This is a genomic window from Roseibium sp. SCP14 (genome assembly GCF_040329475.1).
In the GTDB taxonomy this organism is placed as follows: domain Bacteria; phylum Pseudomonadota; class Alphaproteobacteria; order Rhizobiales; family Stappiaceae; genus Roseibium.
In genome coordinates this window covers 206789-218676 of the sequence record NZ_JBDZYH010000006.1, presented here as the reverse complement: position 1 = coordinate 218676, position 11888 = coordinate 206789, and the positions used below count along the sequence as shown (strand labels likewise).

The window sequence follows — 11888 nt, the reverse complement described above, 5'->3', positions numbered from 1 at the left end:
AATTGTATATAAAATACGCAGAGCGCTCTAAGATCCTCGTTGTGATCATGGAATTGCGATGCATGTTTGCTTTCCTCGAAAGAAATCCCATGTGTCTCATTGCTGGTGATCGCAGCCAAAATTTTGTATAGGAGCGACCAGACGGTGCCAACAAAAGGTCGGGCCCAAGCCCGGCCACAAGAAGAAGCAGCGTAAACACAAACGGCCCGAAAAGGGCGTATTCGGTTCCCCGCAGGAACCAACCAGAGATACTTTGACCGGCAGCCTGTCAGATGCGGCCCGGCTGCCACGGACCTTTAAGGAGATCGCGCGTCGTGACCCAGTCCCTCGACAGTTTCAAAGCCAAAAAGACCCTTCAGGTCGGCGACAAGACCTATACCTATTTCTCCATTCCAGAAGCGGAAAAAAACGGTCTGGAAGGTGTTTCCAGGCTTCCTTTTTCATTGAAAGTCGTTCTGGAAAACCTGCTGCGCTTTGAAGACGGGCGCACGGTCACCAAAGACGATATCGCCGCTTGTGCCGAATGGCTGAAGACCCGCAAGTCTTCCCATGAGATTTCCTATCGCCCGGCCCGTGTTCTGATGCAGGACTTCACCGGTGTTCCGGCCGTGGTCGATCTGGCGGCGATGCGCGATGCGGCCGTAAAACTCGGGGGAGACCCGAAGAAGGTCAATCCGCAGGTTCCGGTCGACCTGGTCATCGACCACTCGGTCATGATCGACTTTTTCGGCACCAAGGACGCGTTCAAGAAGAACGTGGAACTGGAATATGAGCGCAACAAGGAGCGGTACGAGTTCCTGCGCTGGGGACAGTCGGCGTTTGACAATTTCCGCGCCGTTCCCCCAGGCACCGGCATCTGCCACCAGGTGAACCTGGAGTATCTGGCCCAGACCGTCTGGACCAGGGAAGAAAACGGCGAGACCATCGCCTACCCGGACACGCTTGTCGGTACCGACAGTCATACAACCATGGTCAACGGCCTTGCCGTTCTCGGCTGGGGTGTGGGTGGTATCGAAGCGGAAGCGGCGATGCTCGGCCAGCCGATTTCCATGCTGATCCCGGAAGTCGTCGGTTTCAAACTGACTGGCGAACTGAATGATGGCATCACCGCCACCGACCTGGTGCTGCGTGTTGTTGAAATGCTGCGCCAGAAAGGCGTTGTCGGCAAATTCGTCGAATTCTACGGCCCCGGCCTCGACAGCCTGTCGCTGGAAGACGAAGCGACCATTGCCAACATGGCTCCCGAATATGGCGCGACTTGCGGTTTCTTCCCGGTCGACAGCGATACGCTGAAATATCTGGAAGCGACCGGTCGCGACAAGGACCGCGTGGCGCTGGTCGAAGAATATGCCAGGGCTCAGGGCATGTTCCGTACCGGCGGCGAGGAGCCGGAATTTACCGACACACTTGAACTCGACATTTCCACCGTCGTCCCGGCAATCTCCGGACCCAAGCGTCCGCAGGACCGCATCAACCTTTCTGATGCCGCGACCGGTTTTGCAAAGACCATGGCGGATGAGTTCAAAAAGGCAGACGAGCTGCACAAGCGTGTTGCCGTTGAAGGCAAGGATCACGATCTTGGCAACGGCGATGTCGTGATTGCCGCGATCACTTCCTGTACCAACACGTCCAACCCGTCCGTTCTGATCGGTGCCGGTCTTGTTGCCCGCAACGCTCTTAATAAAGGTCTGAAGGTCAAGCCGTGGGTGAAAACCTCGCTTGCCCCTGGTTCCCAGGTGGTGACCGACTATCTGGACAAGGCGGGCGTTCAGGAAGATCTCGATGCTCTTGGCTTCACGCTGGCCGGTTACGGCTGCACCACCTGTATCGGCAACTCAGGTCCGCTGGACCCGGCCTATTCTGCGGCGATCAACGACAATGACCTGATTGCCTGCTCTGTTCTGTCCGGCAACCGGAACTTCGAGGGCCGCGTCAACCCGGATGTACGCGCCAACTACCTGGCATCGCCGCCACTGGTTGTCGCCTATGCCATCGCCGGCAATCTGAATGTCGACATCACCAAGGACCCGCTTGGTGAAGACCAGGATGGCAACCCGGTTTATCTCAAGGATATCTGGCCAACCACGGAAGAGATCACCGACCTCATCCGTTCCTCGATCACCGAGGAAATGTTCCGCGAGCGCTACGGCGACGTCTTCAAGGGCGACGCTCACTGGCAGTCGATCAAGGTTGAGGGCGGCCTGACCTATGGATGGCCGGTCTCGTCCACCTATGTTCGGAACCCGCCCTATTTCGAAGGCATGACCATGGAGCCGAAGCCGCTTCAGGACATCAACGATGCCGCGGTCATGGGGCTGTTCCTGGATTCGATCACCACCGACCACATTTCACCGGCCGGTGCCATCAAGCTGGACAGCCCGGCGGGCAAGTATCTCAGCGAGCATCAGGTCGCCCAGAAAGACTTCAATTCCTACGGCTCGCGTCGTGGCAACCACGAAGTCATGATGCGCGGCACCTTCGCCAACATCCGTATCAAGAACCAGATGGTTCCCGGTGTCGAAGGCGGCGTCACCATGAAGGATGGCAAGAAGGAGTGGATCTACGACGCCTGCATGGAATACAAGGCCGCCGGCACGCCGCTGGTTGTCTTCGCAGGCAAGGAATACGGCACCGGGTCGTCCCGTGATTGGGCCGCGAAGGGCACCAACCTGCTCGGCGTGCGCGCCGTCATCGCCCAGTCTTTTGAGCGTATTCACCGCTCCAACCTCGTCGGCATGGGCGTCATTCCGCTCACCTTCAAGGAAGGTGAGAGCTGGCAGTCCCATGGCATCACCGGCAAGGAACGTGTGACCATCAAGGGCATCGCGGATATCAAGCCGCGCCAGATGATGAACGTGGAAGTCACCTACGAGGACGGCACGACGAAGATCATCGAGTGCCTGTGCCGGGTCGATACCGAGGACGAGCTGGAATACATCAAGGCCGGCGGCATCCTGCAATATGTGCTCAGGAACCTTGTGAGCAGCTAAGACCTGCTGACAGTCTTGATATCCTGGAACGGGCCCTTCGGGGTCCGTTTTGTTGTAAGGTGAAATTGGTTTCTATTATGTGATCAAGTTGGCTGTTGGGTCGATACGTTGGGGCAAGAGATATGCGAGAATTAGGCGTGGTTATCGCGTGGGCTATTTTTTTAAGTACTTTCATGATTTGTGGTCCAGCGAACGCAGGGCGTTTCGTTTCATGTGTGCAAGAGCAACTGGCAGACGCTGGATATGACCCAGGGCCAATTGATGGTTTGTTGGGGCGGAAAACCACCAGTCAACTTGAAAATTTGAAAAAAGAATATCCAGAGATCCAAAGCCTTCCGAGAATCTCTGCTGCAAATGCCTCGGTTTATTGCCGCGCAATTGGGATGGCGCGAGCGAGCAAAGTTGGGTGGGCAGAAGACCGGAATCTTATCAAGCTGGTTCTGGGGAATGAAATCAGCGCCGAGGGGGTGCGTAAAATAAAATCGATTTTAGAAGAAGTAATGGAATTCTATCAAAAGCAGATGGGGGTGGATATTCCGGGGGGAATTACTGTGGTAGCTTCTGCAGATGTAGATGAAGTTGCAAAGATTTTGAGTGATGAACTGCGTATTCAGCGCGCGCATAATAATATTGTAAATGAATTTACGAATTGGTGCCGAGGTTATTCCTATTGTGGTAAGTCATATGGTGGCGTCATTGCGGTAAGCTTTTCAGAATCGGCCGGATTTCCGATTTCGGACGTTCGCAGATTGCTCTCACATGAGCTGGCGCATGAGATACAAGCTCAATATGTCGGCAACTTTCGTGCACGTGGAGAAGAGCGCAGGGTTCAAGCAAGGGGGCCGAAATGGTTGACTGAGGCCCTGGCGCTTGCTCTGGAAAACAAATTTTTGTTTCCAAACTTTGACGCTGAGTATCAACTTTCCAGATTGCAAAGTCGTAGAACTTATAAACCGGAGAGGCTTCGGGAATTGTATTACCAGACCTCTTCTTCTGAAAAAGACTTCAAGGATTACAGCTCTTATGCTGGCTTCTTGTTGGTCTCCAAGAGTTCAAGCAAAAAGATAATAGAATTCTGGCAGAAGACGCCTTACGTCGGTTGGGAAGAGGCTTTTAGTGCATCATTTGGATTAACAGTTGAAGAGTTTTATGAAGAATTTGGTGAGAATTAGATTTCAGGAATAGCTACTACTTCGAAGGATTGTTGCACTGGGTGATGCGCAGTCTAGTGACGAGCTAGAGTTTCTAACTTTTAGCGACGTGAGAATTGAGCGGGCCCTGCGGGGCCCGTTTTTGCCGGTGGAATACCCTGTCTTGTCATCCCCACGAAAGTGGGGATCCAGGAAACTTCATGGTCCGGGAAATCAGGGCCGATCATCAAATCTCCTTTCGAGGAGTCCTGAGTCCCGGCTCGCGCTTCGCTTGGCCGTGATGACGGTCGGTTTGTTTCCTCGGGGTGGGACTTAGAGCACGTCCTGTAAATGCGGAGCTGGCTTGGCCAGTGGCTGGATCTGCTGAGCTCGCCTTCGGACTATCGGAGGGATGACAAACCGGGGGGCTGCCCTACCTGTAGGTGAGGTTTGGTCCTTTCACTCAGACCCAGGGGATGTCCGGACATGTCAGATACGCAGTCTTCCCAACTCTCTCACATGGCACCGGTTTTTCCGGTGACCGATATTGCCGCGTCGATTGCCTATTACCGCGACAAGCTTCTGTTCGAGGTGCGGTTCGAATGGGCGGACAGGGAGGGTGAGCCGGTGCGCTATGCCGTTCTTGGACGCGAGAACGCGGGATTGCACCTGACACAAAGCGATCAAGTGCGTCAGGCAACGGCATATTGTTTTGTCGACGGCATCGACGGCTACCACGCGCTGGTGAAGAAGGCCGGTGCAAACATCACCGAGGACATCGCCGACCAGCCCTGGCAGATGCGGGAGTTCGAGACCGTTGATCTGGACGGCAATGTGCTGCTGTTCGGGGAGCATCTGGATCGAGGCGGAGACTAATTCAGCGTCAACCTCCGTCATTCCGGACAAGCGCCGTGAAGCGGCGCGCCGATCCGGAATCCATCGTTAGGGCGCAGGTGAAACGAGCACGTGTTTTATCGAGAGAGAGATGATGCGCTGAAGCGCGACTGAATTCCGGATACCGGATCAGCGCGCCCTCGTGAGCGCGTTTATCCGGAAGGACGTCGGGTTTTCAGCTGAGTGCTGCGATCAACTCTCTGGTTTGGCTGCGAAGTGCTTGCGCGGCACTCACCTTGGATTGGGAAATGAGATGGATCCCGGATCCAGTCCGGGATGACTTCAGACATCGTGGAGGGCTGACTGGATTCAGGTTTGGCTCAGGCGTATTAAGCCGATTTTGCCTGTTTCCTCAATGCGCGTTCCTCATCGATCACTTCCTGCGGGAACTGGCTCATGAAGCAGCAGCAGACGCCCTGGTCGATCATGGTGCGCGGGCCGTTCGGGTGGCCGATATGGCGGTAGATACCGTGGCTGTGACCATGGTGATGGTCATGCCCGTGATGATGGTGGTCGTGCGTGTGATCGTGGCCATGATGGTGGTGATGATGGCCATGGTCATGATCGTCAGGGTTTTCATCATCCTGAGGATCACGGAATTCGGCGTGGTGGTGGTGGACCTCAACCTCGCCCCTGGCCAGCCTGTCCTTGAAAGACGCCATCAGGTCCTGAGTTTCGACGATGGTGCCGGAGCCGGCCTCTTCGATCCGTTCAACGAACGTGTCGATGACGTGGTCCTGATCGGCAAGGTAATGCGCCTTGTAGAAGGTCACATCAGGGGCGGTTTCGGCAACCCGGTCGACATAGTTGTAGATCCGGTCGATCAGTTTGCCGGAAAACAGGAAGTAGGGTGCAACGACAATCTTCTTGTAGCCAAGCTTCAGGGCCATCTCCAGGCCGCGGCCGACGGAGGGGTAGGTGACGCCGGAATAGACGGTTTCGGACCAGCCGAAGCCGAGGTTTTCCGTGACGATGCGGGTCAACCGTGCAGCTTCCGCGTTGGCGAGCGTGTCCGATGTCCCGCGGCCAACGACCACCAGCATCGTGTCGTAAAGATCGCCGTCATGTACATGATCGACGCCAAGCGCTTCCAGGATACGGGCTTCGAAAGCGGCAACCATCTTCGGATGCAGGCCGAGCTCGCGGCCATATTGAACTGTCAGGCCCTGGTTCTTGTCCTGATAGGTCGTCAGCACGGACGGAATGTCGTTCTTGGCGTGGGTTGCGGCAAACAGCATGCCCGGGACGGCGATGATGTTGGTCACTCCGGCATCCCGCAGGGCATTTAGACCCATGTGGATGTTGGGCGCCGAGTATTCCAGAAAGCCATATTCCACCGGCGTGTCCGGATAACGTTCCCGAACACCCTTCGCCAAAAGGGCGAATTCTTCCTCGGCAGACTTGGCACGGCTGCCATGGCCGCAAATCATGATGCCCGTCTTGGACATGACAACCCTTTCCCGATGCACTTTGACCATATCCGGCTGCAGTGTTCCGGCGCTCGAAACCTCACAGGTTCAATGCGGCGGAAGTCTGTCGTTCGGCATGGCGTTCTGCTGTGATCCAACCCGGCTCATCTGTCGTGAATACGATTCCAGTCAGCCGGATGGCGCCCTAGATATCCTGTCCCGGGGCCCTTTTGGAAGGGGGAATCTTCCTCTTTTTCGGGCCAATGGTCGCAATTCTCGACCAAGAGGTCCCGAAATGGACCGTCAGATTCAAGAACGCCCTGACCGGCATGCGAGACTTTGTTGCAACTGGACCGCTTCAGCGGTTGGCCGCCAGTGTCTCGCGATTGATGAATTCACCATTCAAAATGATCATTTCGATCGCATCATAGGCAGACACGTTTTTCAACGGGTTCTGCCGCAAGATCAAGAGATCGGCGGTTTTGCCGGGTTCGACGGTTCCAAGCCGGTCATCAAGGTTGAATGCACGGGCATTTGCCAGAGTGAGCGAATTGAACAAAGTCTGAAGCGGGATGCCTGCGCGGACCCAGGCCTGCATCTCCCAATATCCTGCAAGGCCAGGAGGCGCGGCAAAGCCGAAGCCGCCGACGGCAGTGTCAGTTCCGAACAAGAGGTTTGCACCCTGGTTCGCCATACGACCGATCAACCTTTCATATCTCAGATTGAAGTCGCGTTGCAGGTTTCGAAAGAACTGTCCCGGAGCGTTTTTTTCAAGCAGTGGACCGAACAGGTTTTCAAAGTCCTGTTTCTGTGCCTCCGCGGCCGTGGTGAGGTACGCGCGGAAGGTCGACGGGACAACGTTCTGCCAGGCGTCGTCCGCCAGCACTTCAGGCTGAAACAGGGATCTGGTGTTGCGAATGGTTGAAAATGTCGGTTGCAGGTGAAGACTGCTTTGGGCAACTTCCGTTGCGATCTTCTCATAGTCAGGCTTGGGCATGGGAGCGTCAAAGCGCTGGCCTGGCCATTCCCACATGCCGTGAGCAAGAACATCAACGCCGGTGTCGAGTGCGAACCGGTGCCCGCGCGGGGTTGTCGCATGCAGGATCACCGGCATCTCCCGCGTATGGGCTGCCTCAACCAGTTCGCGCATGATCTTGTCTGTGGGAAGCGCGAAATCCGGTTTTGGCTTTCGTGGCCACCAAAGCGCCTCTTCGTAATAGGCTTTGACACAGATGCCGCCTCTTTCGGCGATGTGTCTTACGGCGTCTTCCGGTGAATGACCGGGTACCCTGGAGGTCTTTTCATCATCGCGGGCGTGGTGGTCGATGAAGTAACCCGGATATGCTTTTCCCAGATTGCCGTCTTCAACCTCCAGCGACATGAAGCCACCTGAAAGCACGGCGCCTTGTCCGCAATGGAACAATCGCGGATGGGGATCTGTCTTTGTGAAGCGTGCATTGGATCTGAAGTCGGCATTGAGTTCAATCACTGTGGTGAAGCCGTGATAGAGAAAACTGCGCGGTTGCTGGGCGAAGAACTCAGCCCGCAATTCCTCAAATTTCCCGGTATAACGGCGCTTGAGACCGGTTGCGTGATAGAGGTGGACGTGACTGTCGATCAGACCCGGAACAAGGTATCTGTTCGCGCCGTCGATAACGGTGTCTGCATGTTCCGGTGGTGCGCCTGATCCGACATCCGCAATGGTCTCGTCTTCCAGCAGCACCCAGGCGTTTTCAAGCGGCGCTGATCGTTCTGGTGAAACAACAGTGATGGAGTGGATGAGTGTCGTGGCTGCGCCGCCTTGTGATGCGGACATCGGCAGCATGCAAAGTGCGATCAGTACTGTTGCGGTGAACTGATGCCTGATTGGTGCTTGAAGCATTGGGGAGACCTCCGATATTGGAGGGGAACCTGGGGCAATCTCAAATATCGCGCGACCGGAAACAGGTTTCCGGACCTTTTTGGACACCGTCAGTCGATGACCTTGTTTTATATCTCTGCCGTTCTTGCATTACTGCTGGCAGGTTTCGTCCTGACACTGAAGCAACGGCGCGCCGCCCATCTGTTCTTTGCGGCGTCACTGGCTGTTCTGGCTGTCCTGAACGGCGTGACCGCAGCTTTCGGCGCAGATACGCCGCTTGTCATCAGTTTTCTGAAGATCGGGTTTGCGGCCTGTCTGCCCGCCCTGCTTTTTCTGCATGTTCGACATCTTCTTCGGCCGCAGATGCCACTCAGGGCCTCGGAAATCGTTCACTTCGGTGCTCCGCTTGCAGCTGTTGTGTTGCCGCGACTTGATCTGGCACAAGGTTATCTGTCGCCGGATGCGGTGCTGTTCGGCATCTGGGGGCTTTATGCTCTGCTGGCGTTCCGGGAGGTGTTCACGGGCCGTCGAGGTGAAGAGGTGGAAACCAAACCTTCGGTTCGGCTCTGGTCCCGGCTCGTCTGCGCTTGGCTGGCAGGTGTGGCGATAACGGACTTGTCGTTGGCTATGATAGAGAGTGAAGCGCGGGGCGGTGACATCTCGAAGGGTTTCCTGGTGGCAGGATTTCTGGTGATCACGAGCGTTGGGGCTGTCCTTTTTGCGAGCCTTCACCGCGCAGATGTTCTCGGCTGGTTGCTGGAGCGCAAGCCGCAACGGACCGCTCGACCGGATGATCTGATTGATCGTCTGGAGGTGGGTATCCGCAATTCGCGGGCCTATCTGGATCCCAATCTTTCGCTACAAAGATTTGCCCGGCAGATGCAGTTGCCGCAGCGCGTCGTCTCGGACGAAATCAACGAGGCGCGTGGCAGAAATTTCCGCAGTTGGGTCAATAGTTTCCGTATCGAAGAGGCCCAGCGGCTCATGAGGGAAGACAACAGCCGGAACGTAACGGATGTCTTTCTGGATGCCGGATTTCAGACCAAGTCGACTTTCAATGCAGCCTTCAAGGCCGAAACCGGCCTGTCGCCCAGTGCCTGGCGTGCACAAATTGCATGATTCAGGTTCGCCATTTCGGACTGACAAGCGCATTGCGTGATCTGAGTCCGGAATGACCGCTCGGTTTTGTTGCGGTCGCGTGAAGCTTGCCGCCGGGGGGAATTACCCCCGGCCTCTATAGGGTGCGACGCCCTGTTCGGGTATCCAGACGCCTTCCGGGGCCGGGCCGGTCTGGTAGAAGACATCGATCGGAATGCCGCCACGCGGATACCAGTAGCCGCCGATGCGTAACCACTCGGGATCCAGCAGGTCAACCAGTCGCTTTCCTATGGACACCGTGCAGTCTTCGTGAAACGCGCCATGATTGCGGAACGAGCCGAGAAACAGCTTCAGGCTCTTGCTTTCCACCAGAAAGTCGCGCGGCACGTAGTCAATGACCAGATGTGCGAAATCCGGTGCGCCGGTGATCGGGCAAAGCGACGTGAATTCCGGGGCCACGAAGCGAACCATGTATCCGGTGCCGGCTTGCGGGTTCGGCACCTTCTCCAGAACTGCTTTTTCCGGATCGTGCGGAAGTTCAGTCGAAGAGCCGAGTTGAGTCAGGTTCTCGTAGATACTTTTGTCGGACATGGTCTCAAACGCCTCTCAGGTTGCCCCAGATCAGGGTGTGCAATTGAGGAAGAACTGTGGCGGTGTAGAGCTTGTCGGTCGTGACCTTCTCGACCAGCCAGCGCATGCGCTCCATGATACCCGCCATGTCGATGGCGCTGTCGGCTTCTTGGGGGTGCGACGGTGTGTGGTTGCCCGGTTGCAGATAAAGCCGCAGTTCCGGATAACGCGCGGCAACGTCCCTGGCGTAGGTGTAGTCCGCATCGTCGAAGATCACCACCTTCATGACTGTCCTGGTTTCGGGCCCTGCAGCTTCAACACACTCTGCGAGCTTCTGCCAGTCGGTTTCCATGCCGCTCGAGGGCGGTTTCGGGCTGAGCGTCAGCACGTCCAGCTTTTTGAACCAGTCCCTGGCGAGACTGCCCTGAGTTTCCAGGGCAAACCGGTATCCTTCTCTGCGGCCGAGCTCGATCAGTCCACCGAGCGGCTGGATCGCCGGATTGCCGCCGGACAACGAGATCGTCAGCGATTTGCCTCCGGAAAGGATTTCAACCTGCATCATGATCGCCTGCGGCGTCATCGGATGCCATTCGTCCCGATAAGCACTGTCAACGGCGTGGAGCGTGTCGCACCAGCTGCAGCGATAGTCGCAGCCGCCAGTACGTACGAAAACGGTCGGCTGGCCGATAAGTGCGCCTTCGCCCTGAATGGTGGGTCCGAATATCTCGTTTACACGAATGGTTTCCAGGGTCATGTCTGTGCCTCCACCGGAACATACAGAAGTGGCCGGTACTCTGCGCAGGTTTTCGGGGTTTCCTTGACGCTGACAGCCATGGTTTCCGGCCATGCCGCCTTGCACCAGTCGTAAAGATGCTTTGCAAGACGTTCGGCGGTGACGCAGTCGTCGCCCAGGACATCATTCAGGTGGCGATGGTCCAGCGTGTCATCGATATAGATTTTCAGCGTCTTGAGTTCGTTGTAATCGCGCACGAACCCGGTGGCATTCAGCTCGTTGGACGCCAGTTCAACAACGACAACGTAATTGTGGCCGTGAAAGCGCGAGCAGGGGTGGTCGTCGCCAAGCCCTATCAGCTGGTGCGAGGCGGAAAAGTGAAATTCCTTGGTGATCCTAAACATTGCAGGCGGCCTTCCAGAAGTCCGGGTCGGCGTATTCGGTCGGATCGGTTCCGCCGGCCAGGTGAAAAGCCTCGCGCCGCTCGACGCAGGTGCCGCAACGCCCGCAATGGACATCGCCTCCCTTGTAGCAGGACCAGGTTTTTCGATAATCGACACCGAGTTTCAGGCCTTCGGCCGCGATGTCGGCCTTGCTGATGTGGACGTAAGGCGTGTAGAGCCGGATGTCCGCGACACCTTCGAGCGCGTGACGTTGCATCGCCTCGAAGCTTTCTGTGAAGCTTGGGCGGCAATCCGGATAGATGAAGTGGTCACCGCCGTGAACTGCTGTTGCAACGGCATCCGCACCGCGTGAGGCGGCAATTCCATAGGCGATGGTGAGCATGATCGCGTTGCGGTTTGGCACAACGGTGATCTTCATGGTGTCTTCGGCATAGTGTCCGTCGGGAACATCAACGTCATCGGTCAGCGCCGAACCGGTCAGCTGGCGGCCGATGCTGGAGATGTCCATCAGGATATGCTCGGTTTTCAGCTCTTCGGCACAGGCCTTGGCGTAGTCCAATTCCTTTTTGTGCCGCTGGCCATAATCAAAAGAGATCAGACCGGTGAGCTCATGATCCTGCGCGATCTTGTGCGCAAGGGTGACGGAATCCATTCCGCCAGAACAGATGACAAGTGCTTTCAACGATGTGGTCCCTTGTTTTCGCTAGCACCGGGTAGGCTGCGACCGGTGGCCCCCTGAGGGAGCGCGGCGCGTTTTAGCAGGTTCTGTCGAAAAGGGAAGGCTTCTGTTCGGGCGCAC

Annotated in this window: 10 protein-coding genes; 4 read left to right on the top strand and 6 right to left on the bottom strand. The window is 56.5% G+C overall.

Annotated features, from left to right (window positions below):
* The first annotated feature begins 314 nt into the window (after positions 1-314).
* From acnA to ABLQ08_RS23925, 3 genes are all read left to right on the top strand, one after another.
* The gene (gene acnA / locus ABLQ08_RS23935; protein ID WP_352947417.1) at positions 315-2990 is read left to right on the top strand and encodes an aconitate hydratase AcnA; all 2676 of its coding nucleotides are present in this window, start codon (positions 315-317) and stop codon (positions 2988-2990) included.
* A 122-nt stretch (positions 2991-3112) separates the two neighbouring features.
* Complete coding sequence (locus tag ABLQ08_RS23930; RefSeq protein ID WP_352947415.1) at positions 3113-4162, top strand: peptidoglycan-binding domain-containing protein; 1050 nt, start codon at positions 3113-3115, stop codon at positions 4160-4162.
* 444 nt (positions 4163-4606) lie between these two features.
* Positions 4607-4996 (top strand): bleomycin resistance protein, encoded by a 390-nt coding sequence (locus tag ABLQ08_RS23925; RefSeq protein ID WP_352947412.1) that lies wholly within the window; start codon positions 4607-4609, stop codon positions 4994-4996.
* Between the two features lie 347 nt (positions 4997-5343).
* Here the strand turns inward: ABLQ08_RS23925 and ABLQ08_RS23920 are convergent, their stop codons facing one another.
* Together ABLQ08_RS23920 and ABLQ08_RS23915 are read right to left on the bottom strand one after the other, a co-directional pair.
* The gene (locus ABLQ08_RS23920; protein ID WP_352947409.1) at positions 5344-6462 is read right to left on the bottom strand and encodes a sirohydrochlorin chelatase; all 1119 of its coding nucleotides are present in this window, start codon (positions 6460-6462) and stop codon (positions 5344-5346) included.
* 319 nt (positions 6463-6781) lie between these two features.
* Positions 6782-8305 (bottom strand): amidohydrolase family protein, encoded by a 1524-nt coding sequence (locus tag ABLQ08_RS23915; RefSeq protein WP_352947407.1) that lies wholly within the window; start codon positions 8303-8305, stop codon positions 6782-6784.
* Between the two features lie 96 nt (positions 8306-8401).
* Between ABLQ08_RS23915 and ABLQ08_RS23910 the strand changes: the two genes are divergently transcribed.
* Entirely contained in the window at positions 8402-9403 is a 1002-nt protein-coding gene (locus ABLQ08_RS23910; protein WP_352947404.1) for an AraC family transcriptional regulator, read from the top strand.
* 102 nt (positions 9404-9505) lie between these two features.
* Here the strand turns inward: ABLQ08_RS23910 and queF are convergent, their stop codons facing one another.
* From queF to queC, 4 genes are read right to left on the bottom strand one after another with little or no spacing between them, the layout of a single operon-like run.
* On the bottom strand, positions 9506-9973 hold the full coding sequence (queF, locus tag ABLQ08_RS23905) for a preQ(1) synthase (protein WP_352947401.1): 468 nt from the start codon (positions 9971-9973) through the stop codon (positions 9506-9508).
* A gap of 4 nt (positions 9974-9977) precedes the next feature.
* Positions 9978-10706: a 7-carboxy-7-deazaguanine synthase QueE gene (gene queE, locus ABLQ08_RS23900; protein ID WP_352947399.1), complete on the bottom strand. Its 729-nt coding sequence runs from the start codon at positions 10704-10706 to the stop codon at positions 9978-9980.
* A complete protein-coding gene (locus tag ABLQ08_RS23895) occupies positions 10703-11089 on the bottom strand; it encodes a 6-pyruvoyl trahydropterin synthase family protein (protein WP_352947398.1) in 387 nt (128 codons plus the stop codon). The genes queE and ABLQ08_RS23895 overlap by 4 nt, the downstream gene beginning before the upstream one ends.
* Entirely contained in the window at positions 11082-11771 is a 690-nt protein-coding gene (gene queC / locus ABLQ08_RS23890; RefSeq protein ID WP_352947396.1) for a 7-cyano-7-deazaguanine synthase QueC, read from the bottom strand. Before queC ends, ABLQ08_RS23895 begins: the two co-directional genes overlap by 8 nt.
* Positions 11772-11888: the final 117 nt, after the last annotated feature.